The sequence below is a fragment of the Gordonia sp. SGD-V-85 genome (genome assembly GCF_001456905.1).
In the GTDB taxonomy this organism is placed as follows: Bacteria; Actinomycetota; Actinomycetes; order Mycobacteriales; family Mycobacteriaceae; genus Gordonia; species Gordonia hongkongensis.
The window spans coordinates 50,650-76,164 of record NZ_LNQO01000018.1; the positions used below are offsets into that span (position 1 = coordinate 50,650).

At 61.9% G+C, this 25,515-nt stretch carries 17 protein-coding genes and 1 tRNA gene; 7 read left to right on the forward strand and 11 right to left on the reverse strand.

All coding sequences use genetic code 11. From position 1 onward, the window contains the following. Positions 1-133: 133 nt before the first annotated feature. Positions 134-1,468, reverse strand: a complete 1,335-nt coding sequence (locus AS181_RS18585) for a DUF3662 and FHA domain-containing protein (protein WP_058253020.1) — start codon at positions 1,466-1,468, stop codon at positions 134-136. Positions 1,469-1,745: 277 nt separating this feature from the next. Between AS181_RS18585 and AS181_RS18590 the strand changes: the two genes are divergently transcribed. Beyond that, positions 1,746-1,831 (forward strand) — tRNA-Leu (locus AS181_RS18590). A gap of 178 nt (positions 1,832-2,009) precedes the next feature. Here the strand turns inward: AS181_RS18590 and AS181_RS18595 are convergent. After that, positions 2,010-2,795 (reverse strand): abortive infection family protein, encoded by a 786-nt coding sequence (locus tag AS181_RS18595; RefSeq protein WP_058253021.1) that lies wholly within the window; start codon positions 2,793-2,795, stop codon positions 2,010-2,012. A gap of 155 nt (positions 2,796-2,950) precedes the next feature. Between AS181_RS18595 and AS181_RS25460 the strand changes: the two genes are divergently transcribed. Genes AS181_RS25460 through AS181_RS18610 form a run of 3 tightly spaced genes read left to right on the forward strand, consistent with a single transcriptional unit; the run spans position 2,951 to position 11,601 of the window. Continuing rightward, positions 2,951-7,030 (forward strand): Eco57I restriction-modification methylase domain-containing protein, encoded by a 4,080-nt coding sequence (locus tag AS181_RS25460; RefSeq protein ID WP_231742558.1) that lies wholly within the window; start codon positions 2,951-2,953, stop codon positions 7,028-7,030. Positions 7,031-7,042: 12 nt separating this feature from the next. Then, positions 7,043-10,504 (forward strand): helicase-related protein, encoded by a 3,462-nt coding sequence (locus tag AS181_RS18605; protein WP_058253022.1) that lies wholly within the window; start codon positions 7,043-7,045, stop codon positions 10,502-10,504. Then, a complete protein-coding gene (locus tag AS181_RS18610) occupies positions 10,501-11,601 on the forward strand; it encodes a Swt1 family HEPN domain-containing protein (protein WP_058253023.1) in 1,101 nt (366 codons plus the stop codon). Before AS181_RS18605 ends, AS181_RS18610 begins: the two co-directional genes overlap by 4 nt. Before the next feature lie 18 nt (positions 11,602-11,619). Here AS181_RS18610 and AS181_RS18615 read toward each other — a convergent pair whose 3' ends face one another. The 4 genes from AS181_RS18615 to AS181_RS18630 all read right to left on the reverse strand — a co-directional run bounded on the left by AS181_RS18615 (position 11,620) and on the right by AS181_RS18630 (position 18,538). Continuing rightward, positions 11,620-13,872 carry a hypothetical protein gene (locus AS181_RS18615; protein WP_058253024.1) on the reverse strand — a complete coding sequence of 751 codons (2,253 nt, stop codon included), beginning with the start codon at positions 13,870-13,872 and terminating at the stop codon, positions 11,620-11,622. Between the two features lie 242 nt (positions 13,873-14,114). Next, a complete protein-coding gene (locus AS181_RS18620) occupies positions 14,115-16,661 on the reverse strand; it encodes a S8 family peptidase (RefSeq protein WP_058253025.1) in 2,547 nt (848 codons plus the stop codon). Next, positions 16,654-17,622, reverse strand: coding sequence for an AAA family ATPase (locus tag AS181_RS18625; RefSeq protein ID WP_058253026.1), 969 nt, complete (start codon positions 17,620-17,622; stop codon positions 16,654-16,656). Before AS181_RS18625 ends, AS181_RS18620 begins: the two co-directional genes overlap by 8 nt. Before the next feature lie 187 nt (positions 17,623-17,809). Continuing rightward, positions 17,810-18,538, reverse strand: a complete 729-nt coding sequence (locus AS181_RS18630) for a hypothetical protein (RefSeq protein ID WP_231742561.1) — start codon at positions 18,536-18,538, stop codon at positions 17,810-17,812. A gap of 205 nt (positions 18,539-18,743) precedes the next feature. Here AS181_RS18630 and AS181_RS18635 point away from each other — a divergent pair, with 205 nt between their 5' ends. After that, positions 18,744-20,339, forward strand: coding sequence for a hypothetical protein (locus AS181_RS18635; protein ID WP_058253027.1), 1,596 nt, complete (start codon positions 18,744-18,746; stop codon positions 20,337-20,339). A gap of 615 nt (positions 20,340-20,954) precedes the next feature. Continuing rightward, positions 20,955-21,389 (forward strand): DUF309 domain-containing protein, encoded by a 435-nt coding sequence (locus AS181_RS18640; protein ID WP_058253028.1) that lies wholly within the window; start codon positions 20,955-20,957, stop codon positions 21,387-21,389. A gap of 4 nt (positions 21,390-21,393) precedes the next feature. Here the strand turns inward: AS181_RS18640 and AS181_RS18645 are convergent, their stop codons facing one another. After that, positions 21,394-21,942 carry a dihydrofolate reductase family protein gene (locus AS181_RS18645; protein ID WP_058253029.1) on the reverse strand — a complete coding sequence of 183 codons (549 nt, stop codon included), beginning with the start codon at positions 21,940-21,942 and terminating at the stop codon, positions 21,394-21,396. Between the two features lie 61 nt (positions 21,943-22,003). Further along, entirely contained in the window at positions 22,004-22,573 is a 570-nt protein-coding gene (locus AS181_RS18650) for a TetR/AcrR family transcriptional regulator (RefSeq protein WP_231742562.1), read from the reverse strand. Positions 22,574-22,610: 37 nt separating this feature from the next. On the opposite strand from AS181_RS18650, the gene AS181_RS18655 reads away from it, so the two are divergent. Then, a complete protein-coding gene (locus tag AS181_RS18655; protein WP_058253031.1) occupies positions 22,611-23,303 on the forward strand; it encodes a lysophospholipid acyltransferase family protein in 693 nt (230 codons plus the stop codon). A gap of 24 nt (positions 23,304-23,327) precedes the next feature. Here the strand turns inward: AS181_RS18655 and AS181_RS18660 are convergent, their stop codons facing one another. The 3 genes from AS181_RS18660 to wrbA all read right to left on the reverse strand — a co-directional run bounded on the left by AS181_RS18660 (position 23,328) and on the right by wrbA (position 25,454). Then, positions 23,328-23,756: a nitroreductase family deazaflavin-dependent oxidoreductase gene (locus AS181_RS18660; protein WP_058253032.1), complete on the reverse strand. Its 429-nt coding sequence runs from the start codon at positions 23,754-23,756 to the stop codon at positions 23,328-23,330. Between the two features lie 287 nt (positions 23,757-24,043). After that, a complete protein-coding gene (locus tag AS181_RS18665; protein ID WP_058253033.1) occupies positions 24,044-24,568 on the reverse strand; it encodes an FBP domain-containing protein in 525 nt (174 codons plus the stop codon). A gap of 286 nt (positions 24,569-24,854) precedes the next feature. Then, complete coding sequence (wrbA, locus tag AS181_RS18670) at positions 24,855-25,454, reverse strand: NAD(P)H:quinone oxidoreductase (RefSeq protein WP_058253059.1); 600 nt, start codon at positions 25,452-25,454, stop codon at positions 24,855-24,857. Positions 25,455-25,515: the final 61 nt, after the last annotated feature.

Consider the following 25,515-nt stretch of genomic DNA (forward strand, 5'->3'; position numbering starts at 1 on the left):
CTGCATCTTATGGGCAGATCCGCCGAACCCGGTCATTCGGATATGACAGTTCAGTATCAACCGGCCGGAGTGGACTCTGGCCGGTGTCGACCGCCGCGCGCCCGCGGTGGGCGTGCGCTCGGCGTATGCGGGTCTACTGGAACCGAACGGTGATGTCGGAGTGTCCGACGCGGATGCGGTCGCCGTCGGCGAGTTCCCAGGTGTTCACCTGGAGATCGTTGACGGTGGTGCCGTTGGTCGAGTTGAGATCGGTGAGCATGGCGGTCGCGCCGTCCCAGCGGATCTCCACGTGCCGGCGCGAAACGCCGGTGTCGGGAAGACGGAACTGTGCGTCCTGTCCGCGGCCGATCACATTGGATCCCTCGTGCAGCTGGAAGGTGCGGTTGCTGCCGTCCTCGAGGAGGAGGGTGATCGACGACGGGGCGTATCCGGCGGCCGGGCGGCCGGCGCCGTAGCCCTGGTCGTACCCGCCCTGGTAGTCGTACCCGGCGGGCTGCTGACCGTACGCCTGCTGGCCGTAGCCCTGCTGCTCATAGCCCTGCTGGCCGTAACCCTGGTCGTAGGCGGGCTGTTGGCCGTAGCCCTGGTCGTATCCCTGCTGTCCGTAGCCGGGCTGCTGGCCATAGCCCTGGTCGTAGCCGGGTTGTTGGCCGTAGCCCTGCTGGTCGTAGCCCTGCTGCTCGTAGCCTTGCTGTCCGTAGCCGGGCTGCTGGCCATAGGACTGCTGGTCGTAGCCCTGCTGGCTGTAACCCTGCTGTCCGTAGCCGGGCTGCTGGCCGTAACCCTGGTCGTACCCTTGCTGGTCGTAGCCCTGCTGGTCGTATCCCTGGTCGTAGCCGGGCTGCTGACCGTACTGGTCGTAGCCCTGTTGGCCGTAACCCTGGTCGCCCTGCTGTCCCGATCCCTGGCCGTACTGGTCGTACGCGGGATCGGCGCCCCTGCGCTGGTCGTATCCGGGATTCTGAGTCATCTTGGGGGCTCCTTGGTCGGGGGCGTCGGTAGGTGGGGGAACGGGGGCCGGGCGTCCGGCCGGCGGGCCGGGGACCGGTGCACCGTGCGGCTGTTCCGAACGTGCTGTCACCGGGCGGGGCCGCGCGTCCGGGTTGACCGTGCCGCGTGCGCGGAAGATCCCCGTGTGCAAGGACGGCGATTGCTCGAACTCTACGACGACCTTGCCGTAGGTCTGCCACCCGTTGTCCTTGATGAAGTTTTCCAAATGCTTCGAGAAAGTCTTGCGGTTCAGCTCGTATTCCGCAGCGATGTGCTGATGATCGGTGGGACTGAACAGCAGCGTGTAGCTGTTGGCCGCAAGGACCGTACCGTCACCGAGGTTCTCGAGCGACTCCTCGGCTTCTCGCTGTAGCCCGTTCTCGATCTCCTGCGGGGCCACCTGACCACCGAAGACACGGGCAAAACCGTCGTCAACTGCACCTTCGAGCTTGCGTTCCAGTCGTTGCAGAATCCCCACCGAGACCTCCTTTCGCGGCAATAGAGCGTGTCGCCGTGCATCTGGCCTTGTTTGATGATAGCGACATCAACGGCCAACTGTGCCACCAAGGCAACTGGTGCACCGTCTGCAACACCTGTCCCATTGGGGTGTATTCGGCATCTGACGTAACCCGACGTACTGCACAAATGCAACGTCGGAGATCGAGTTTTGTTTCGGACGTGGCGTGCTGCTATCGTCGTCCAGTCGCCGGACACACCCAGTTCGACGACATGCACACCGGAGTTCCGGTGGCCACGGGCGAGTGGCGGAATGGCAGACGCGCTGGCTTCAGGTGCCAGTGTCCTTCGGGACGTGGGGGTTCAAGTCCCCCTTCGCCCACCACGAGCGGTTTAGCTCAGAGCGGTACATCAGGTCAGGTTGCGCAAATGCGGCCTGGCCTCTTGTTATGTCTCGGTCGGTTCTGCAGCTCGTCAGAACCTTTGCTTGTCGGGACATGGGGGTGACGTGTCCCGTGCAGTGCGTATGCGGGCGATGAATATGGACCGACGAACTTCGGAGATCACGACTTCCGAGCTGGTTTCTCGATGTGGGTGTCGATCAAGAACCCGGCAATTGCAAACCCCGCGTTGACCGCGAGCTTCGCGTGCCGGGGTGCGGGACCAACGGAACCTTTACCGCGACCGTGAGCATCGCTGAGGGCATTGCGCATTCCGGCAAGACCACTGACGATTGTGGTAGCACCGTTGAGGATCTGCTTGATGATCTGTTCGGAGTGCTGGTCGGGCGAGACCTCCATCGCTGAGGCCGCAGCTTTGTACAGTTTTGCGAGGTCCCAGGAGTTCTCGTACGCAACAGACCTTTCGTCGCAGATGTGCTTGCAGACACTTTCCAACGTTGTGCGAGTAGCGGTGATCGCGCCGTCGGGGTCAGACGTCACCTTGCCCAGCGCCGCCGTCCACGACTTAGTGACTGCCTGCCAGTCCTCAAGCTTTTCCAAGCCTTGGCTGGCTGCTTTGGCGCCCGGCGTCCCATCGGCCAACAGGAGCGAACGGAGCTTCTCGATCTCCTCGTCTGCAGGCATTCCGTACCTGCTGGCACCGTCGTAGCTGCAGAGCTCGAGCAGAAAGGTCTTCTGCTGCTGCAACGGCATTGACTTGAGGCCAGCCTGGAAGATCTGCCACCGTGACATGGCTCCACCACCCCACCCCTGGTACGGGCCAAGCGCATCCGTGTACTCAGCAAAGAGATCGTGGATCTCTGGACCGCTGAATCCGGTGTCGCGCGCGAACATATCGGTGGCTAGCTTCAGGATGCGGTAGGGCAACCCGTTCGTCTTGGATGACACGTGCCCATTGTTGGCTACGAATCACTGGATCGCGTGAAGCTCCGTCGATTCGGTAGATCGGTGCCGCACTTCCCCCATTCCGTCGGCCGACGCCGATAAGGTTTCTGACCGGGCGGCACGAGGGCAGCCCGTAGGTGAGCCGGAGGAGTACAGCTGTGCGTTTGAGCGCCCACAAGACCGTGAAGTGGACTGTAGCGCCCGCGCCAGACGGGGTTGCTCCTGAGAAGGTCTATTTCGGCCCGGACCCGCACCACCTCGGAGGCTTCCAGGTTGCTGTCGCGCGTGCTGCTTCGGCACCGTCCCGGCAAGTGCTTCGAGAAATTTTCAACGCGCGCAAAGGCAAGACGCAGGTCCAGCTCATCATCGCAATACTTCACGACGAAACCGCTCACTTGTTTGGCCCTGACCCTCAGGCGCAGGCCGTTGAACTCCCGATCGAGCAGGCTCAGCGTCAGCTTCAGTCCGTGCTTGCTGAACCTGACGTGCTGGCCGCGACGGAGCGATACGCAGCCTTCCGGAAGGCGAACGACACTACAGGTGTCGTGGGCTTTACCAATAGTGGTCTGTTTGCGACGCATCACATTACGAGCAATGTCCCGAAGCGATCCGACTGGGAGGCTCTCGGCAAGAGCGCCGAGCCACTGCTCAGCAAGCGGGGTAGGCAGCTTGTCGAGGCTCTTGGGTTCGGCACGGCGCCAGGGCCAAACGGAACGATATTGCTTTCGACCGGTGGCCACCCGCCTCGCGCGGTTGCAGTTCTGCTGGACGACTCCGAGCACTTTGACACCAAGACCCAGCGCTTCCAGCTTTCGCCGGTGGCGTTCGGCCTGGCGGTGGCGTCGAGGCAGGGGGTTCCGTGGCTCCTCGTGCTTCGGAAGGACCAGATCAGGCTCTACCCTGGCCGCGACGGTGTCGGCGTTGGGTCCAAGGGCCAGGCCGACACTTTCTTCGAGATTGACTTGTCGACCATCGGTTCCGAACTTGCTGCCCTGCTTCCCCTGGTGTTCTCCGCGAACGCACTTGTCGTCGAGGGCACTGCGGACGAACTGTTGCGCGACAGTGCCCGTTACGCGACAGAGTTGGGCGCGCGCCTTCGGGAGCGAATTTACGGCGAGATCGTTCCTCCTCTCGCGGTCGAAGTCGCACATCGCCTTGCTAAGAACGCGGGTGTGAAACTCGATGCGGATGGACTCGCGCTTGCCTACCGTGTCACTCTTCACATCCTTTTTCGACTGATCTTCCAGGCATACGCCGAGGACCGTGGCCTTCTGCCGTCTGGCCGCAACGAGGCCTTCGACGCAAACAGCCTCAAGACAAACGCCCGACGATTACTCGACGCGGATACTAGCGACTTCGGAGACTCATCCACCATTTGGTTCGATCTCGTGCAGGTATGGAACGCGATCGATCACGGCAATCCGCAGTGGCAGATCCCGTCATACAATGGCGGACTCTTCTCCATCAATCCCGATCGCTCGCCCGAAGGCGCCCTGATAGCGAAGATTGAGTTGCCGGACACGGTGCTTGGTCCTGCGCTCAAGAGTCTTCTCGTTGATATTAACGAAGACGGGATACTCGGAATCGTCGACTTCCGCTCGCTGAGCGTACGGGAGTTCGGAACAATCTACGAAGGTCTCCTGGAGAGCTCACTTTCGCTCGCCGGAGAGGACCTAACCGTCGACAAGAACGGTACGTGGGTGCCGGCCAAAAAGAGCGATGATCTGTGGGCTCGTAAAGGAGAAGTGTATTTCCATACCGCCTCGGGAGAGAGAAAAGCGACAGGCTCTTACTTCACACCCAAAGTGGTTGTTGACCACCTCATAGAGCGATCGATCGTTCCTGCGTTAGATCAACATCTACAGAGGATTGGGGACCATCTCCTCGGCGGTGATTCCGCGGCTGCGGCGCGAGAATTCTTCGACTTCCGCGTTGCTGACCTCGCTATGGGGTCGGGCCACTTCCTTGTAGCAGCGGTAGACAAAATTGAATCACTAATGCGTACTTTCCTCACCGAGCATTCGGTTCCTGGCGTGACCGAGGAGCTGCACCGGCTCAAGACTATCGCGCGAGATGAGCTTGGTACCGACGACGTGGCGAAGAGTGAGGTCGACGAGGTCGGTCTTCTCCGCAGGCAGGTTGCCCGCCGTTGCGTATACGGACTCGATGTCAACCCAATGGCGGTGGAGCTCGCGCGCCTTGCACTATGGATTCACACCTTCGTGCCCGGCCTTCCGATGAGCAACCTGGACCATGGCCTGGTGAATGCCAACAGCCTCACCGGTATCGGGTCAATCGACGAGGCCGTCGACGCTTTGGTGGGCGTGTCGAATTCGTTTGATAGCACTTATCCAGGCTCTCCAGGCTCTCCAGGCTCTCCAGGTCTTGGGGATGGGCTATTCGAGCCTGCTGACTCGCTGTTCGCGGATCGAACGCCGAGAATCGCGAAACGGGGCGGATATCAAGAGTGGTTGCGGGACGTTCTTACGAACTATCTTGATTCAGCGAAACCCCTACTTGTTGATATGGCGAATGCTTCAGAAGCGAATAAGTCTGAGGTCGAGAAAGCTGGCGAACTCCTCGCACGTGCACGCGAAGCGGCCGAGCCAGCAAGGCGGATTTTTGATGCGGCTATAGCAGTGCGTTTAGGAAAATGGTCGACCAGCATCACGAGGCCGGAACATGTCAGCAGATTGACGGAGGCCAGTGAGCCTGGTCAGGTCGTCCGATCTCTCCACCCGGCGCACATGCCATATCTATTCCCGGAGGTGTTTCTCCGCGAGAGGTCTGGCTTCGATGTGATTCTCGGGAATCCGCCCTGGGATAAGGTGAGACATGAGCCAACATCATTCTGGGCGGTTCGCGACCCTGGCTTGAATGCGCTTCCTGATGTGCAGCGGAAACAGCGTATCGAATACCTTCGAGAGGCTCGACCGGTTGAAGCGGCCGAGGAGCGTGCTGAGGCATCCGCGCGTGAGGAACTCCAGGAATACTTCAAGAAGGCGTTCAGCTGGAGAGGCGGAACCCACTTGGAACTCGCACAACTATTTCTTGAGCGTGCGCTCCGATCTGTATCCATGGTCGGAGAGGTTGCTCTGGTCCTTCCTCGTCAATTCTCGGTGCTTGGGGGCTGGAAAAACCTCCGAAAGAAGCTATTTGATCGGCATGATGTCTTAATAGTCCAAGGACGAAACAGAGGAGAATGGCTCTTCGAGGGTGTTGACGCCAGGTACGCGGTGGTTCTTCTGAATGCTTCGCCGCATCGAGGACTTCCGATTTGTGTCGGGGTTGTCGGATCTGAAGTCGGCCTACGGTTGGTCGGAGGTGACACAGTCCTTATGTTCACCCGTGATGAGCTGGCTTCGATGTCGGATTCCAACGCAATTCCATGGTTTAACAACCCTGGTGATCGCCAGGTGTTTGACAAGATGCGCGACTATCCGAGAATTTCAAACCCGGGTTCATGGGTGCAGGGCGTGCACGATGCACGGTGGGACTTCCGCGGGACTGGTCCGGATCGGGCGCTCGCAACGAGAACCGACGAACCCGGGGCATGGAAAGTTATGATGACTCGGCACGCCGACGCATACGAGTTGCGTCCTGCCCCCGTCAAGCAGTTCATCACCGACTTCATGGGACTCGCTAGCAAGGGCCGCGGTATCGATGTCGAACCCAGCGGACCACCGGTTATCGGCGCAGAGCATCCGCTGGTGCTATTCCGTCACCCAAGCCGCTCAGACGATACGCGAACACTCATTGGAACTGCACTTCCGGATGAGGGATGGATCTACAACAAGGGGTATGTCCACGCATTCGCGCATTCGCCCGGTACCTCGGTGGATGCTCGCTTAGCCGTGCTCGGTCTGCTCAACTCGGTGATCGAGGATTGGTGGGCACGAAGGTTTGTTGACCGACACGTGACCGCGCCAGTCATTAATAACCTTCCTCTACCCAACCTGAGCCCGGACGATGTTACAGCGATAGCTGATCGGGTCGCCTCCCTCCTCGCACGATCGGGATACGTTCGGTTGGCCGGTGGCATCGAAGTCGAAGCGCGCGCGAATAGGTCTCCCTTCGGGAAGGCCACCACAGCGAGTCTCATCGCAGGCATCGATGCCTTGGTGGCCCGCGGCTACGGATTGACCACGGCGGATTTCGCGATCATTCGCGAAGACTTCTCTCCCAATGGCTATCCCGACGACGTGTTCTCGCTCGCCTGCATCGACATCGCCAGATAATCGGGAGAAACCATGACGCAGCTACCTGACTTTGCTACCAACCACGCGGCGAATGACGCGTGGTTGACGGTTGCGGACAAGGTAAACGAGTTGTTCTGTCGCTTGCGCGAGAACAGGGTCACAGCTCCACCCATTGCCATCGCGACTGCCTACGTAAACCCTGCGGGTTACGCGCTTCTCGCCGACGAGTTGGAGGCCGCTCCACGAGTGCGGCTGTTGCTCGGCGCTGAACCGGAGGAGGAGTCGGTTCGGGCGATCACCTCTGGTGACTCCGATCAAGATGCGCGTCGGGACGCGGCAATCGAACACCATCAAGCGTGGCTGAAAGCAGAGCGGGACACCATGGGCTTTGCGCGTGTTCCCAACGCTGAGGCGAAGCGCATGGTCGATTGGCTGAAAAGCGTTGATAGTCTGGGTAACTCGAAGGTTGAGGTGCGTCGCTACTCAGGAGGCTTCCTTCACGGCAAGGCGTATCTGGTTGAGGACAACGCAACGCAAGCGGCGATCGCTGGTTCGTCGAACATGACTTACGCTGGCCTAGCCCGCAATGCCGAGTTGAATCTCGGCACCGGTGGCGGGACTGGCGCAGCGGAGAAGGTGCGTGAGTGGTTCGAGCACTACTGGTCGCAAAGCGACTCGTATGACCTTGCTGAGCTGTATGGCCGCCTGTGGGATCCGCATACGCCGTGGGTGGTCTACCTTCGGATGCTTTGGGAACTGTATGGCGAGCATCTCGATTCTGATGAGAACCCTGAACCCCACACGCGCCTTGAGTTGACGCGCTTTCAGGCGGACGGGGTGGTGCGAATGGAGCGCCTTCTCGATGAGCACGGCGGTGTCCTGGTCGCGGATGAGGTTGGCCTGGGAAAGACGTACCTTGCGGGCGAGGTCATCTACCGAACAGCAAACATCAATCGGCAACGGGTGCTCATCGTCGCGCCGGCTGCACTGAAATCGTCGATGGGGGAACCATTTCTGGAATCCTACGACTTCAGCCGCTGGGTGAAGGTCTACTCCTACGAGGAGGTACGCAACCGTCTCGACGCGGACAGAGGACCGATTGACTCATTCCTCCAGGAAGTCGCGGACTATTCACTCGTCGTCATCGACGAGGCACACAACCTGCGCAACTCCGGTGCGCAGCGTTCAGGTGCTGTGGACCGCGTAATCACGGCGGGTGGGGCGAAGCGTGTTGTACTGCTGACTGCGACTCCGGTCAACAACTCCCTCTCCGACCTCGAAACTCTGGTGAAGTACTTCATCCGCGACGATGCCCGCTTTGCGGCCCTGGGTATCCCGAGCATTCGTGAGTACATTAAGCATGCGCAGGCCATGGACCCCGTAAATCTGACACCCGAGCATCTGTTCGATCTGATGGATCAGGTTGCCGTGCGGCGCACCCGAAAGTTCGTCAAGGAGCATTACGCCAATGAGCTGATCCGGGGCGCGGATGGCAAGCTGACCACTCTGAAGTTCCCGCAGCCCAAGGTTCGCCGGATCGACTACGACCTCAACGATGACGGCTTGGCGCTCATTGACGCGATGGTCTACGCGCTCGACGACCCGACCGATCCACACGCCTCACGCGCGTGGGAAGAACGCAGTCGCGATCCGCAGCGGCTGATGCTCGCACGATACCTCTCCAGCATGTACACGGTCGACCACGACTTGCAGGAATACCAGATCACCAACGCAGGCCTGCTTCGGTCCGGCCTCCTCAAGCGACTCGAATCCAGTCCACAGGCGCTCCACGCCTCTCTCGAAAACATGATCGCCTCCCACGAGAGCTTCCTGGAGGCGCTCGGAAAGGGCTTCGTCCTCAAAGGCGAAGCGCTGAGTGATTGGGTCTCCTCCGACTCCGACGACCTCGACGCCTTCGTGGCCGAATTCGACAACGACGAACAGATCGAATCGGTCGACGGCTACCACCTCACCGAACTTCAGGGTGACGTCGAGTCCGACATCGCTTTGCTCTGTGAGCTGCGAGATCTCGCCCACGTTGTGATCGAAGGTGTCGAGCCCAAGGTTGAGCAACTCATCGGGGAACTGACGACGATTGCGGCCGACGCGCAGCGCGTCGACCCGCGCGGTCTCTCGCATGCTGACCGCCGGAAAGTCATCGTATTCTCGGCCTTCACCGACACGATCATCCCCATCCACGACGCCATCGTGGCAGCAATCGTATCAGCGCCCGCAGGATCTCCGTTGGCCGACTACCGTGCTCGCATCGCCCCGCCAATCATGGGCTCCTACGCCAGAACCCACGAACGCGGAGCAACCGGCGGCGTCGACCAAGGAGGCCGAGCGTCAACCATCGCCGGCTTCGCACCCGCGACGGCCGGACCTCGAAACGCAAAGGGCGAGCCAGCGGCGAAGGACGAGTTCGACATCCTCTTCACCACCGATGTGCTCTCCGAGGGTGTGAACCTGCAACAAGCCGGGCAGATGATCAACTATGACCTGCCATGGAACCCCATGCGAATCGTCCAGCGACACGGTCGTGTCGACCGCATCGGCTCCAAACACGACTACGTCCACTTGGGGCTCTTCTTCCCGGCCGAACGCCTCGACGCCCTGCTGGACCTAGAGGCACGTCTTGAAGCAAAGCTGGCGCTAGCCGATGCGGCGGTCGGGGCAGGGAGCGTACTCCCGGGCCGCGGACCAGGTCACGAAGTGAATCTCACCGACGACCAAGTCGTCGACGAGTTCGAGAAGCTGCTCGACGCCGGTGGATCGAGTGCCTCACTGTCCGGCGAGGAGTACCGTCGGCGACTGTCCAGTGCGTTCAACATGGACCCGCTGCTGAAAGCCGACATCCTCAGTCTCCCCTACGGTTCGGGAAGCGGATTCGTGAACCCAGTGGTGAACGGCAACGGCTACGTCTTCTGTATCAAGATCGGAAAGAGCCCGAAGCCCTGGTTCAGATACGTGCCGGTCGACGACGACTGGTCGCTCCGCCACAACGAAGACGGCCAACCATTGATCTCCCCTGACACCCTCCTTTCCCTCCGCGTCGCCGATCCACAAAACGCCAGCGCTGATCGATGGCTCCCCGACGAGGTCTACGACCACGCATTCGACGCGTGGGAGGTCGCGCGCGACAGCGTCTACAACGTCTGGCAGGAGCTAACCGACCCGAACGCGTTCCAACCCGACCTGCCACTGTCCTTCCGGGATGCATACGCACTCGTGTTCCGGAAAGGTGGATATCTCGGTCGAGATGCTCAGATCGCGCTAGCCAATCGCCTACGCAGCGTCCCCTCCGCCAAAGTATCGCGACAGGTTCGTGGGGCCATCAACCAAGGTCGCACGGACGAGGAACGCATCAAGCTGATCACCGAGGTGCTCGACGAGGCCGGAATCAGCGAACCACCGCCACGCGAACCCCTCCCCGATGTCGAGAAGCACGAGGTCCGCCTCGTGACCTGGCTCGCTGTGAAAGGTACACGGGCACTTGAGGAGACAGCACAGTGACCTTCGATGCACGCCACTCCGTCGATCAGAGTCTGCACCACCTCGCGCAGCGACTCGACCCGATCATCGGCACCAAGTTGGCGCCCAGCCTCAGCGGCCTTCCATGGCCGACAGTCCTGAGTGAGCTCGACAAGATGAAGGGCAAACCACCCAAGTCATACTCGGCGGCGGACCTGCAATCGCAACTCAGAATGATCACCGAACGCCTCGGCAAACTCGGGTTCCCGTTCGACGACTACACACGCGTGGTCACCACACTTGGCAACGAACTGCGGATCGTCAGGAACCGGTGGGCACACCATGATGACCTGACGACATTGGATGCTTGGCGCGCAAACGATTTCGCGGTACGACTCCTAGAGCACTTCGGTGACGATCAGGGTGCCGCCGATGCGCGAAAGCTTCGTGACGAAGCCTTCGACGCCTTGGTGGAGGCGAAAGTCATCGCTCAGCACGTCGCACCTACGCTCCCGCAACCGCACACCGAGGCGCCGGAGCCCGGTGCCGAAGCTGAGCCGGACTCGGACGTCGTCCGCCCAGACCCTTCCGTGTTGACGCGCTCCGATTCCGCGAGCACCCCAACCATCGGCTCCGGACGGTCGGAGTTCGAGCCGTGGACAGTCGTCGTGGTCGGTGATGTCGATGTCCTCGACGCCTTGCCGAAAAAGGTCGCCAAGGAACAGGTCCGTGCTGCCGCAACTGAGATCGCCGAGTTCGAAGGCCCAATACACATCAACCGGCTCGCCCAGCTCACAGCCGCATCCTTTGGAGTCCGACGGCTTTGGCCGGCGCGCGAGAAGAAGCTGATCTACCAGATCAAGCAGACCGGGCTGGTCATCGATGATGACAAGTGTGTCTGGCCAACCGATCTCGATCCAGCGACGTGGACAGAGTTCCGGCCCAACGACAGCACTGTCGCCAGGCCCTTCACCGAGATCAGCCCGGCCGAGGTCGCAAACGCGATGCGGCTCCTGCAAGCCAGCACTCCGGGGATCAGCGACGCGGACCTCGACGCAGCCACCCTCCGAACCTTTGGGCGCAAGCGCAAGACGAAACAGTTTGCTGCGCAACTCGCGCGGGCTCGACATCTCCTTTAATGCGGAATGATGACCAACTCACTCCAGGGTCCCGTCGAGTTCCTGGATCGCGTCCTCCACCGCAGCGGCAACCTCCCGGAGGAATCGGTTCTGATCTGGCGAAGCGCTCACCGTCGGGATAGGCGCACCGCGATCGTAGACATCGGTCGCGATGATTTTGGCCCTTTCGAATGTCGATCCCGGCCCCTTCTGCAGGTAGGCAGTCTGCCAACCCTGCCGAACCTCGTCGCGTAGTCGGCGCTGTGTCAGTTCCACAAGCCGACTTGTGATGGCGTGGGACAGCGAGTCGACGATCGCCTGCCTCTCGTCATCGCTTGGCTCCCCGCCGATCCATCGCTCGGGCTGCTGCAGCATTAGGTAGACCTGCATCTGCAAGAAGTAGCGAAGGTTAGCTACCGGTTTCAAGTTCCCGTACTCGTCGTCCCAGCCCTCGGCGAGGCGACGGCTGAGAGCTTTCACCCGAGTCCAATGCTCCTTGGGTGCGTCGGGATTGAAATCAAGCCCCAGAGTGCCGCGCCATCGTGCATGGAACGTCTTGGCAGCCTCCGTTACCGCCAGCGAGAGATTCATACGGTTAAATACCGGCCGGCTAGGACCAGCTTCAGCGGCTAGTTCCGGGTGCCCGAGTAGCTTTAGCGCAGCATCGAGTTGCGCGATCGAGCGCGAGCCAGCTTTCTTGTTTGCATCTAGCTTGCCCTGAATTCCGCCCACGAAGAAGCTGGCCTGGTCAACTCTGAGCCGCAGGATTCGTTCGGCGGCAGGGCCAAGTTCGTCGCCAATGGACTTGAGCACGTTGTCGACCGACGCCAGGACGTGTTGTTTACGATCGGTGAATCCAGGCAGATTGTCGCCTTTGACCTGGTCGAGATGCGTGAAAATGGTGTGGAGCTTGCCGGCGTTGCCGGACACCGCGATTCCTTTGAGAGCGGCCACTGCAGCGGCCTGCATAGGCTGCGCGGCATTGTCGACGAGGAGAATTGCATCGACCTCCTGTAGTCGAGTGGCAACATGAGTAGACAGGGTCGCGACGGACCTAGGCGTATGTCCGAGTCCCTCGCCGTCGACGAGCACTAGTCGAATAGGCTCGGAGACCCAGTCGGGCTGGAAGGGGCCGGACACTCGAATTCCGTTGACCAGTGGGGTCAGAAGGCTTCCAAATAGAGGCGCATAGTTGCTGGAAAACCGCGTCACCTGGGTGATGAAGGCGGACCGATCTGCGGACTCCCATGTCCACGTGGTTGGCCACCCTTGTCGGCTTCGCGTTACCTTGCCGAGCCTTAAGGCAGCGAAACGCTTTTCGATTTCGTCAATGAGTGAGTCGACAATGAGATGGAACTCTTCGGACTGCCGGAGATCGCTGTCGAGTCGTTCCTCGATCACTTCTTCCAGGACTCGCTCATCTTGTTCAGCTTGGGTCTCAATGGAGCGAAGTTGACCTGCGTAGCGGCCAACGACTGACTTCACTGACGAAATAGCCGCAGCCACAACCTTATTAGTTGTTTCAAGATCGACTGAACCAAAGTCACTGGGGTCGAAGGCGAGCTCATGATCGTCGTCGTCATCATCGTCGAAGTCATCAGCGTCTGCCAGCGGCGCGCCCCGCCCGAGTACGTAGCTGAACCGGTACCGCTGATTAATGTGATCTAGGAGGCGCCTTCTGATCTCGTCGTCGGAGCGCTCTCTGAAGGCAGCGAGCGCCGCTTCGGAGACGTTCTCCGTTAGGTAGTCAATCACTTGGTCGCGGGGAACAAAGGTCACGACGGCCTTGTATGTCTCGTCAGCGGTGGTGATCAATTCGGTGTCGGAAACCGTCGTCTTCGCGGTTGACGTCGATGGAAAGCGTTCATTGTCCGGATCGGTTCCCAGCATTTGTCGGACGACGGTCGTCTTTCCGGCACCAGTGGTGCCCAGCAGTTGTACTGTGCGGTAGCCTTCGTCGCTGCCCGGTATTGGCAGCAACTCGTCACGAAGGTTTGCGTAATCGGTTTCTGCGATCTCCATTCCCTCGTAGAAGATGTCAACCACGCGGGAGTCAAAGCGGCTTATCGCAGTGGCACGGGACGTGATCTCCCAGAGTTCCGGATTGCGAAGCAATTCGTTCAACTGTTCGACAAGCTTAGTTGCCTCCAGCTCGTCGCGGGTGCCCAGGCCGCGCCGAACGCGCCGACCTGTCTTGCCCGTCGCAACATCCAGACGCGCAGGATGTCGGAAGATTACGGACCAGGACTCTCTCCCTTGGGTGCGACTCTTGCTTGCGGTGTAAAACTTCATTCGCCCACCTTGTTGTTCCGGTGATGTTCCGGAACTGAGTATTGGCGATGCCCGACGCGCTGTCAAGCCCTACTTGGAACATCACCGGAACAACAGAGACTCACGGGTGGATGGCGGATTGAGCAGTCAGCGGGGCGGTGAGCGCATGCACACCACTGCGTTTCCATCACGCGCGAGGCGCGGTACGCGCGTTGTTCCGGTGGATGACTATCCACCGGTGAGGTACGGCTGTGGGGCCTGAGTCAGTCCGTTGCGATCGCAGTCGCGATCGGAACTTGCAGTTGGGTCGCGATGGGTGTGTACAGGTCAACTCCCTGTTCGGGTGTCCTGAGCGACAGGATCAACGAGTACCGCACCGGCATGTCGATCCGGTCCTGCCGCTTGTTGTTTTTCCACCAGCCGCCAGCCGGGTAAACAGCGACTGAATTACATTGCGCCAATTCACTTCCCGTGCCATGCCACTCGTCTTGGTGCAGCGATCCGAGGTGGCGTTGACGCTCGCCGAGGAGCCATCTTTCGGAGGTTGTTCCTGAGCCTGCGCGACCGGCTTCTTGAGCTTGAGCGTTGCGGTTGATTCGAGAAACGAACTGCTGGCCGCTCTCCAGCGCTCCCTGCAAGTCGAACCGAAGCGAGTGAGACGGATAGGCGTACCGCTGCCGCCATCCGCGTCGCGATGCTGACGGCTCGATGAAGTACGACAGCGTGATCCGAAGCCGGACCGCCGCTGACCCGAGTTCTTCGAGGGCCTCTGTGGGCCATGGGAGCGTGTGTAGCCGGAAGCGGCGCATTGTGTACTTTCTGCCATCGAATGGCACGAACTGGTCCTGCGCGACGAGCGTAACTGCCCGTCGTGATGAGTTGAGGACGGAGTTTTCTGTTGGGACACCCCACCCGTAGCGACGAAGCTGTTCGAGCCGAGCGGCTTTGGGCTGATTGGCCTGGACGTTGCGGGCCATCGCCGGTGTCCATTCGGCCTCGTGCGCAAGTAAACCGCGGATCGTTTCCGGCCAGTAATCGGGGTATCTCTCCATTGCGAGCGCGGCCAAGCGTGCCGCCTGCGCGGTTGCGGCGCTCGTGGCGTTCGCTGAGGTCAGGGCGATGTCACTTGTGTTCCCGGTCGACCGCAGTGAAAGGCCCGGGAGTCTGGTTTCGAACATCTGGCCACCGTCGGTGAGGACATTGCCACCCTCCATGCAAATGTCCGGCTTGATCGGTGCAGTGCGGTGCCGGAACCGCATCGATGTACGGCTGTGTGGCGACAGGCCACCAGCCTCGCCCAACACTGACCACCCCGCGTACTGCGGATGTTGGGGCAATTCGGTCAGGTTGGTAAAGGCACCAACCGTTAGCGCGTTCCATGCTTGGGCGGGATCTTCGATCGCGGCAAGGTCGGAGTGGTCGGCATAGTCCTTCGCGTAGGAGTCGACGTTGCCCGCAGCTACGACGACAAGGCGCGCAATGGTGGGGTCGGGCTCCGAGATTAGCTGGAATCGATTTCCGTCCCTTGTGGTTTCGGTGCCAACCGCAAGGGCATCGACTGTAGCGGACCACAACGTCGGGTCGCCGGGGTTGTCGGACCTTGTGCTCAGTGTGAGGGCGAAAACGCGCCGGCGTTGAGCGGCAATCTCTGGGAGTGCCACTGCCTGGACCGTGGCGCTCCCGTAGTCCAAGGGATCGATCCGGGCTTCGCCTGGACCGGGTTTCATCCGTACGGACTCGAGGCGATGGCGGAGCTGAACAGGCTCGCTACTCTGCAGCGCCGCGTCTAAGTCATCGCCGTACAGCGCAAGGCCAGCCATCGACGTGCCGTGACCCCGGGGGTCCGTGTCCGCTCCTGAAGCGCCGATTATGGTGTGCAGGTCCTCGGGAGCGAGGGACGATTCGATCAGCACGTGGCTGCGCAGCACACCTGTGTCCAGGTGACACACTGCCGGTGCGCTACCGTCGGCCGTGCTCAAGCGTTCGACCAGGTCCTGGACGTATTCGTCCTGTTCAGCAGCGGGTAGGTCTTCGATCGTCTCGATGAATTCCGGCTTTCGGATCTCCGCCAGCGGCACGACCGTGAATGGCAGTGGTTCGAGTTGGCTCCAAGTGGCCTCGACCCACACTACGAAGCGGTCACGTAACTGGATCGACCGAGGCAGCATTCGAAGCTCGTAGGCACTCACGAACCCTTTGATGGCTTCGAAGTCACCGCCCGAAGTGTCGAGCCAAAGCTCCCACCAGTGCTGCCCGTGCACCGGGGGTTCGCCGTCAGACGTCCACAGATCGGCGAGGATGGCTTTGCGGATTCGTGAGATGTTGGCGACGAGGTCTTGATTTGGCGGCTGCCCAGTCTTGGTGCTGCCACTGAGGTAGTCCTCGAACAGCTTCATGAACGCTGCGCGGTCCTCGTCGGCCACCCACACGGTTGCCCGCTCCGGGGTGTCCTTTGTCGCTGGCCTCACTGAAAGTAGCAGCCAGCGAGGCCTTTTCGGAGTCCTTGTGTGGGTAGTCATCCGGTTGAGAGAGTCAAGCTTCAGCGGGTACGACACATTCTCGCCTTCGAGAACGAGGATCGTTCCTTGCGACTCGAGTTCATCGTCGGAAAGCTCGAAGTCGTCGCGGTCGCTATCGAGTTCATCGAATGCGTCAGTCAGCTCTTGCTTGCGGGCAGCGCCGTGCAAGTCCCGATTTACGCTCCGGCGCTTGAATCCGCCACCCCCACCGCCGGAGTAGCGATCGAAGCTCTCAGCTGTGGTGTATCCCTGAACGTAGAGGTGGTCGAGCGGCTGGTCCTGTTCAGCCAATGGTGGCCGATCGCCGAGCAGTGAGTGCCGCGATGAGATCGTCGCGCTCCACCATCGTCTCGCCTCGCATCAGGACCGATTTGGCCGCAGACTCTGCGGCTTTCACCAAGTCTGCGTGACTAAGTCCCTCTGTGTAGTCGCCGAGCTTCGTTAGACTGCCCTTCTGGACCAGGGAGCCTAGCCTGGCTCGCATCACCGCTGTGGCTTGTCGAGCGTCCGGGAGGGTGTAGTCCAGGACCGCGTCGAAGCGCCGAAAGAGCGCTTTGTCGAGGATGGAGCGGTGGTTTGTGGCCGCGATCACGATCGATTCGGGACTCGAGTTCTCGAGGAATACAAGAAAAGAGTTCAGGATTCGGCGAGCCTCGCCGACGTCGTTTCCCGAGCGGTCGGCGCCTAGCGCGTCGAACTCATCGAACAGGTAGACGCCCCGCTCCGCCGCGACGGAGTCGAATACGATGCGTAGCTTCGCTGCGGTCTCACCCATGAACTTGCTGAGCAGACCATCCAGACGAACGGTGAACATCGGCAGCGACAGCTCAGTGGCAAGGACCGATGCGGTCATCGTCTTCCCGGTTCCTGGCGGACCTACAAGGAGTAAACGATGCGCGGGTGCGAACCCATGTTCAAGCAGGTTCTTTCGCTGACGCTGCTCAGCGAGCAGTTGCTTGATCTGTGCAGTTCGCTCTGGTGGAGCTACCAGCTCACGAAGGTGAACCTGAGGGTGTGACGCCTCGACCAGTTCGGCCAACTCGCCACGAACTCGCGGAAGCGAGGTGACGTTTGAGAGGGGCGCGCGTTCACGGGACGCGTCTACCGCTTCCTTGATGTTGGTGGCAAGGACGTGGTGCCCCTGTCGTGCCTCGCGTGCAGCGATCTGCAGTGCGACTGAGTAGAAGGCTGCGTCGTCGCCTGCCGCGTGATTGCGGACCATCGCGGTGATGTGCTCGCCTAGGCCAGCCATGACGCCTCCTTCCTGGCGGAATCTGCCTGCGTAGATCGTACGGTCTTACACGGTGCGCGATACTGATACCTCGCCGAACCGCTGCTTCGGCAGTGAGCCTGACAATTGGGGTATCCGTCGCGTCGATCGAAGGGCACACCGACATGAAGAGCGCCAGTTGGAGGTGGGCACGATACTTGCTCCCGCTCTAGCTCTCCTCGAGCACAGGTTCTGGTGACTCTCCAAACAGGCGGCGCCAGAGCGCTCCGACCTCGTCGGCGAACTGGATGTCGGCGCGGACCTCGACGTCGCCGTCGACCACGTACAGCACACCTGACGACTGGCCTGCCGGAATGACCCGCGGGAACTGGTCGAGCATCTGCTGCTGAACGTGTTGGATCACCTGAGACATCTGAGGGGAGTTCATCAGGTGGCTGGACATCATGGAGCCGTAGCCACCCAGCTGGCCGAGCTGCGACCTTTGGGAGCCGAATCCGAACCCCGGCGGGAGCCCTGAGTACATCGATTCCGCCTGCTGCCCGATGGCGTCGAGACCTCCGCTCAGACTCTCAGATAGGGCATCGCGCATGAGTTCGCGCAGTGAGATGTTCCCTTTGGCGGGTCGACACCGATAGGGCGCGCGGAGACCATCTTCCTCCACGGCGTACACATCGACGTCGAGGTCGGTGATGGGGCCGGCCGGCTGATGGCCTTCGGAGAGTCTCCGGAAGTTGAAAAGAATGCTGTCAACAGGGTCAACGAGAAGCTGAGAGACCGCGGCGTGTCGTGCAGGGTCAATCCATATGCGCTGCGCAACCGGTGGATGGTCACCCAGGCGAAGACGCTCAAGCTCGACGAATTCTGCGCGGTCGCCAACATCATCGACATCCGAGGTGTCCGGGCCATCGTGACCGGCCCCACGCCCTCGCTCACGCACCTCACGAAGGCCATGAGGGACGCACACCATCGAGACAACTCTCACGAAAACAGCTGAGCACTAACCACTTACACGAATCTGGCGCGCGACGTCAGTCGCTCTGCCGACCCATAATCTCTCGAAAGGCTTCACCATGGCAATACATCCTCGGCACTTCGATCCGGCCTGCGCACCTTCTCCTCAGACGTTCGCCACCGCTCTTGCGATGGCCAAAGGATCGGGAATCGCTGAACTGATCACCGGGTGGAACAGGCAACAACGCAGGCCATCGCAAGGAGGGCGGCGTCGCCTGCCCTACACGATCCTGGGCTGGCAGACCGCGCTGATCGTGCGGGGCCTCTTATCCCAGCCGCCCACGATCACCGGTACCTTCCGCACCCTGCTGGACTTCGATGCCGCGCAGCTTGCTGAGGTCGGTATCGACGACAAGGCCCTCGAACCGATGCGCAGCAACTTCGAGCCGGCCTACAAGAGCTTCGCTGGATGGCTCGACGCCGAACTGGAATGTCTCGACTCCGGACCCGACCAACCAGCAAGCCGCATCAGCGTGCCAGAGGCGCGTGCAATAGAACGCAGGCGAACACCCGACCAGTTGGCTGCCTACCAACTCGCTGGCGAGCGCCGCGCCGAAGTCGTTAACGCTATCGTCAGCGCGTGGATCGATCCCAAGTGTCGGCAGGGAAGTCGAGGTGACCTTGTTGTCGACGGCATGGTCGTCGACCTCGCTGGCCCGTCACCTGACTTCACTCGCCACGAGAAGCGGAAACGAGCAGCCACATACTATGGCGCTTACTACCGGCGCGACTCCCGCCACCGACTCGATTCCGAGGGCAACAAGATCGCGAAAAAGCGCGGCTGGGGCATCGAAGTCACGGCAGTGACATCGGTAGGACCGACCGGCGCCCTACACAGCGTTCCGCCACTATTCACGGGCCTCTCGATCCACAAACCGACTTCTGGGTCGCTGGAAGGTCTTGACGAGGCGGTTCGCTTCCACCGGAAGGCTGGCTTCGATACCCGGGCCAAGGCTGCAAACGCCCGCCGTCCACTACTCGTCGCCGACATGGGATATCTCAAAAAAGGTTCGGGCACATGGCAAATCGCCAATGGATACGCGGCGATCTTCCGCTATCCGGAGAACTGGAAGTCGCTGGTCTTGCCTGCCGTCGACCCGACCGATGCGAACCGGAAGATCGCCCCCGGACCGACGCAAATCGAAGGCAACTTCTACTGTCCGGCCGCGGTCGAACTGTACAACGGTCGGCGCATGATTCGACCCCTGCGCACCATCCTCGACAAGGACGCGTGGGAGGCCCATGACGTGCGTCTCAAGCGGATGATGCCGATGGTGATGGGAGTCAATCGCAGAGCTTACGAAGCCGGGGAGCGTCGGGGCCGACCGACTCGAGGTAGTGACGGCAAGCGGGTGATGGTAAAGAAGTTCACGTGCCCAGCTGCGCTCGGAAACGTCCGATGCGCACGCTGGCTCAACCCGGCGACGGACGGTCGTGACGATCTGCCATTCATTGACCCGGGCCCCGAGGTACCCGTATACCGGTGCTGCCGACAGAAAGCGACCGTCGTCACCCTGACCGACGACCAGGTTCAGCGGCAACAGCACTCCCAGTACGTTCCGGGATCGTGGATGCACGCCATCACCTACGAGGCCTATCGCGCGCTCACCGAGCAGCGGTTCGACCTCGTCCGACGGCGCCCATCCACCGGCTTGGAGCACCTCAAGTACGGGCCCGGCGTGAGCCCGTCGTGTGCATTACCATCGCGGTCGCATTCGCGGTCGTGAACTGGCTTACGATCCAGGGCTTCAAACACCGGGGCATCCCAGACTTCGAGTCCATCGACGAACGGTGGCAGCAACTCGCCGACGACCTAGGGCAGGACCCGGCTACGGAGCCGCCCGCAGCTAGGGGCACGTCAACAACTTCACACCCACGAGGGGTGGTCTCCACCGGAGACCACCCCTCGTGGCGTCTCCACCACGCGGCAATTCTCCGAACATTCCGGCACCTCAACTGCGATGACCTCGTGAGATCAGCGCGGAGCGCCCGAAGAGCCGTAGGTACTTGGGTGTGCGAGCGCCCGTGACCAGTTCTCAGCAAGCTACTCAGCGAGCATGCGATGCGATCGGGTGTCCGTCGTCGACTGCCGAAAATTCTCCGGACGTCAGGGACAAATTCCCCGGACACCCATCGCTGGCTTGGTGGCTGGCCAGCCAGCACGGACTGCACACCACACCACGAGTTATTTCAAAGGTCAGGTTGCGCACAGCGACCTGACCTTTCTCGTTTCCGACGTAGGAAGTTGGGTATCGTCCGGCTGTCCGCTCGTCGTTACGCAGTCTCACAGCCGAGGCGTTGGGCTTACCGGCACAAGCGAGCACATGTCAGAGAGGTGCGCCGTGTCCGACGACCGTGACCGCGACCCCGACGGTCGCGCCCGCCAGGCCCGGCCGCGTGACGAGCTGGGACGGCCGCTGCCGTATGGCGCACAGGGCGTCGAACCGGTGTCCGAAGAACCGTTGCCGCCCGACGAGACGATCGCTTACGCGTGGCAGCTGCTCGAGGAGGGTCGGCCGTTCTCCGCGCATGAGGTGTTCGAGACCCGGTGGAAGTCGTGTCCGCCGGACGAACGTCCGTTGTGGCAGGGACTTGCGCAGCTCTGCGTCGGTCTCACGCACCATCGTCGGGGCAACGCCGTCGGGGCTCGACGCCTCTACGATCGCGCCGCTGCGCACCTGGACGAATACGAGCGGTCGCACGGACCGACCTACGGGATGGATCTCGCGGCGATCCGCGACCGTGCTCTCGCGGAGATCGAATCCGATCCGGCGTGACGCGTCACACCGTCCGGTAGCGCAACAGTGAGACACCCTGTTCGAAGCTCTTGGTCTCCATCAGTTGCAGCGCGGGGATCTCCATCCCGTCCGGGAACAGGCGACGACCCGATCCCTGCACGGTCGGATAGACGAACAGCCGGTATTCGTCGACCAGCCCGGCGCTGATCAGCCTGTGGCACAAGCTGATACTCCCGGTCACGACGATGTCCTTACCGTCGGCCTCCTTCAGCGCGGTCACCTCGTCGACGACGTCACCGGACAGCACCGTCGAGTTCTGCCACTCCGGGTCGGTCATCGTGCTCGACACCACGTACTTGTCCACGGTGTTGAGATAGTCGGTGATCCCGGTGGCGTCGTCGGTCTGGTGCGGCCAGAAGCCGCGGAAGTCCTCGAAGGTCTGCCGGCCGACGAGCAGCGCATCGGCCTCGGCGTCCTGTCGGTGCGATTCGGCCATGAGGTCCGGCGCCTCGACGGTCGGGTCGAACCAGTTGGTCAGCATCTCGATCGAACCGTCGAGTGTCATGTTCTGGGTGATCGCCAGCGTTCGCATGCTTCTCCTGAAGTGTCGTCGCGATGTCCTCCCAGATACCGACCGGCGGGCCGGGCGAATGTTATCGGTCCGGATCGCCGGGAGAAGGTCGGAGGCTGTTCGCGACGATGCGTTCGACGAGCTCGGCGTCGTCGATCCCGGGCGCGGCAAGTCCCAGTGATCCCGTCGAGGACAGCATCGCGATCCCGTGTATCCCGACCCACAGCTCGGCCGCGCGTAACTCGGGATAGACGACAGAGCCGCTCTGCTCGATCAGCGAGACCAGCCAGGTGAACAGCGGCTGCGACGTGGAGCGAAGGTCGGCGCCACCGCCTTCGAGGAGGTCGTGACGAAAGATGAGGGCGAACATCGCAGGTCGACGGCGGGCGAATGCGACGTACGCGAATGCGACGTCGTGAATGCTCGCAGGGGCCTCGGCCGCGCGCATCAGTTCCGACGACAGGTCCTCCAGGCCTTCGCGGGCGATGGCTGCCAGAAGTGAGCGATGCGTCGGGAACCATCGGCGGGGAGCGCCGTGGGACACGCCGGCACGGCGTGCGATCTCGCGTAACCCGACATCCGGTGAACCGGTCTCTTCCAGCAGCTCGACGCCGGCGTGAACCAACGCGTTTCTGGTTTTGACGGACTCCACGTAGACAGTGTCACCCATAGTCGCGTAGACAGTGTCTATGCGACTGCGAACCAAGGCGATGTACGTGGTGTGTCGTTACGTTCTGATCGGCCCGGCCTTGGTCCTGTGGCGGCGACCGCAGATCACCGGCCGTCATCACCTTCCGGCGATCGGGCCGGTCATCCTGGCTGCCAATCACCTCTCGGTGCTCGACTCCTTCTATCTGGCGCTGGCGGCAGGGCGACCGGTGACATTCCTCGCCAAGCGCGAGTACTTCGACCGGCGCGGCCTCATCGGCCGCCTACAGCGCTGGTTCTTTTTCGCTATGGGGCAGATTCCCGTCGACCGGCGTGGGGGCCTGGGTGCGGCAACGGCGCTTCGGCAGGCAGCGACGGTTCTGGATGACGGCGGGGTCTGGGGGATTCACCCCGAAGGCACCAGATCGCCGGATGGTCGGATGTATCGCGGCCGGACCGGGGCCGTTCGGGTAGCGCTGGCCACCGGTGCGCCGCTGGTGCCGGTCGCGATCACCGGGACCGGGCGGACGGATGGCCGATCACGCGGACGACGCAGGGTGACGATCGACATCCTTCCGCCGCTCGACCTCGGGTCCGGGGACCTCACCGAGGGCCGAGTACGCGTCCTCACAGACGAACTGATGGCGACGATCTGTGAGCGGTCCGGACAGAGCTACATCGATGAATACGCGCGGCTGTGGGTCCGCGGCGCAGACCGTCCCGGTGCTGCATGAATCATCGGATCGCCACGCAAGCCCCTACCGAGGCGTCAGATCGACGATGGCCAGCGGGCGCGTCGTCTTCTTCTGGTAGCCGGCGTAGCGACCGCGGTTCACCTCGTCGACGAGGACGAAGCGCCGGGCGTAGTCCGGGTCGTCGGGGTAGGTCGCCCGCGCGGTGACCTGGATGCGGCGTCGACCCACCTGGACCTCGACGTTCGGGTGGGCCTTGAGGTTGGCGAGCCACCCCGGGGGTCGCGGCGATCCGCCGTTCGACGCGACCACCAGGTAGGCCTCGCCATCGCGCGCATAGGTGAGCGCATTGCACCGCGCCTCGCCCGTCCGGCGGCCGATCGTCCGGAGCAGCAGTGTGGGGTTGCCCATGAGCAGTCGGTGGCCGACGAGACCGCCGGAATGCTCGTAGAGCCATTGATGGGTCTGCAGTGCTCGGATGAACAGCGACGTCATGGGTCCACTATCGCCGATGTAAAGCCGAGTGAGTGCTCTACGAAGCGCGTCGGCCTCGACGACCTCCGTCGAGTGCCCGGCCCGGCGGGTTTCGCACCTGCAGCACCTGCAGCACCTGCAGCATCTGCGGCCTGTCGGCCGTCGTGGGCTACGAAGGAACATTCGTGAGCGTCGAAATCTCCGCTCCCCGAGGTGCGAGCGAAGCGAGCCACGAAGGGTTTGGCAACGTGTCGCACCAGGCCCTTCGTGGCTCGTCGCAGCGCTCCTCGCACCTCAGGGACCAGGGGTTATGTGGGTTCTTCGGATGAGGGGTCCAAGGGGCTGTCTCCGCTCGCCACGCGCTGGGCGAAGCCGGCGAGGTGGGTGCGTAACGCCTGAATCCGCTGCTGGCGCACGGTCTCGACGTCATCGGAGGCGAAGATGGCCGACGGCTTCGCGCGGACATTCGTCGAACATTCGAAGTTCGAGCAGATGAGTGTCCCGACGGTGTTGCCCTTGCGGCCCGCCGCTCCGGCGAACTTCGCGCTGAAGAACGCCACCTCGTTCGGCAGCTGTACGTCTTCGCAGAACGAACACAACGGACGGTTGCGAGGCTGTCGGCCGCCCAGTCGCAGCATGATCCCGACGACACCATCGTCGGCCGGGATGACCAGATAGCCGACCATCGGGAGTTTCGGATCGCGCCAGCCGACGAAATCCAACCGCTCCCAATCCAACTCGTCGAAGTCGGGTGGGAGCGTCACGCTCTTGCGTTCGCGCAGCGAGGCGTTGACGAACGATGAACGGATCTGGGAATCGGAAAGGGAATGCATGGATGTGTACACCTCAGGTGTCGGAGGAGAAATGAAGAGAGCACGAGTCGACCGGCGCGGTCCGTGATGGGACGCGCGCCGATCGGGGCGGGCTGCTCAATCGTCGGCGCGCACGACGCCGACGACCTCCTCACGCCCGGAGGGCGACACACTGACAGACACGAGCACCGATGGTGAACCGCCGAACCTTCGCTGTCAACTCGATTACGGCGACCGCGCGCTCACAAGATCCGTCCCCGCCCGAACCAAACGGCTGAGCGGGAACGGATCTCGTGAGCGACGACTATCAGGCAGCGAGGAGGCCCGCGATCCGCACCACCCGCTGCGCCATGTGTTCGAGCGCGGCCTTCGTCGCGTCGTCGAGCTCGTTCTTGTTCTCCGGACCCGTGACATGGGAGACGCCGTACGGGTTGCCGTCGGCGAACTTCAGTCCGTCCGTGTACCCGGGCGGGACGAGGATGCCGCCGAAGTGCATCAGCGATGTGTAGAGAGCGGTGAGGGTAGTCTCTTGCCCGCCGTGGGCGGTGTTGCTGGAGGTGTAGGCGGCGTAGGCCTTGTCGGCGAGCTTGCCCTCGGCCCACAGTCCCCCGAGAGAGTCGATGTATGTCTGGAACGGCGAAGCCGTGCTGCCGAACCGCGTCGGACTCCCGAAGATGACGCCGTCTGCCCAGACGATGTCGTCGCCGGTCGCGGCGGGTAGGTCCTTGGTGGCCTCGTAGTTGGCCGACCAGGCCGGGTTCTCGGCGAACGTCTGCGGGTCCCGGGTTTCGGCAATGTGGCGGACTCGGACCTCGGCACCGGCGGATTCAGCGGCATCCGACAGCACCTGTGCCATCGCAGTGCCGTGTCCGGTGGCCGAGTAGTAGATGATCGCCAGCTTGGTCATGTGTACTCCCGTCTCGGTGATTGGCATGTGCCACCGACGGGTACCCACGAGCCGTGAGTCG

Bases quoted from the DNA above. Each gene is read 5' to 3' on its own strand.
- AS181_RS18615 (WP_058253024.1), bottom strand. From the start codon at position 13,872: ATGAAGTTTTACACCGCAAGCAAGAGTCGCACCCAAGGGAGAGAGTCC.
- AS181_RS18660 (WP_058253032.1), bottom strand. From the start codon at position 23,756: ATGACGTCGCTGTTCATCCGAGCACTGCAGACCCATCAATGGCTCTAC.
- wrbA (WP_058253059.1), bottom strand. From the start codon at position 25,454: ATGACCAAGCTGGCGATCATCTACTACTCGGCCACCGGACACGGCACT.
- AS181_RS18635 (WP_058253027.1), top strand. From the start codon at position 18,744: ATGGCCAAAGGATCGGGAATCGCTGAACTGATCACCGGGTGGAACAGG.
- AS181_RS18655 (WP_058253031.1), top strand. From the start codon at position 22,611: ATGCGACTGCGAACCAAGGCGATGTACGTGGTGTGTCGTTACGTTCTG.
- AS181_RS18645 (WP_058253029.1), bottom strand. From the start codon at position 21,942: ATGCGAACGCTGGCGATCACCCAGAACATGACACTCGACGGTTCGATC.
- AS181_RS18605 (WP_058253022.1), top strand. From the start codon at position 7,043: ATGACGCAGCTACCTGACTTTGCTACCAACCACGCGGCGAATGACGCG.
- AS181_RS18665 (WP_058253033.1), bottom strand. From the start codon at position 24,568: ATGCATTCCCTTTCCGATTCCCAGATCCGTTCATCGTTCGTCAACGCC.
- AS181_RS18625 (WP_058253026.1), bottom strand. From the start codon at position 17,622: ATGGCTGGCCTAGGCGAGCACATCACCGCGATGGTCCGCAATCACGCG.